This window comes from Halobellus sp. Atlit-38R (assembly GCF_003665925.1).
In the GTDB taxonomy this organism is placed as follows: Archaea; Halobacteriota; Halobacteria; order Halobacteriales; family Haloferacaceae; genus Haloquadratum; species Haloquadratum inordinatus.
This window is the reverse complement of the sequence record NZ_QXIJ01000387.1, coordinates 1-438: the sequence shown is the minus strand read 5'-3', so window position 1 is coordinate 438 and position 438 is coordinate 1. Positions and strand designations below refer to the sequence as shown.

1 pseudogene is annotated in these 438 nt (G+C 61.0%); it reads left to right on the top strand.

The annotated features are described in order from the left end of the window. Positions 1-74: 74 nt before the first annotated feature. Positions 75-438 (top strand): annotated as a pseudogene (locus D3D02_RS19990) (malate dehydrogenase); the annotation flags it as partial.

The following is a 438-nucleotide window of genomic DNA, read 5'->3' as shown; positions in this document are numbered from 1 at the left end:
AGAAAATCGACAGACAGCGCTGCGGTGCCCGTTCCGAAACGTTTACTCGGAATCCACAGCGTCATTAATGTGGTATGACGAAAGTTAGCGTGATTGGTGCGGCCGGCACGGTCGGCGCCGCGGCTGGGTATAACCTCGCGCTTCGTGACGTCTGCGACGAACTCGTGTTCGTAGACATCCCGAAGATGGAAGACAAGACAGTCGGACAGGCCGCCGACGCGAACCACGGCGTCGCCTACGACTCGAACACGGTCGTCAAACAGGGTGGCTACGAGGACACGGCCGGGTCCGACGTCGTCGTCATCACGGCCGGCATCCCGCGACAGCCGGGTCAGACCCGTATCGACCTCGCAGGCGACAACGCTCCCATCATGGACGACATCGGCTCGTCCCTCGCGGAGTACAACGACGACTTCGTTTCCATCACGACATCCAACC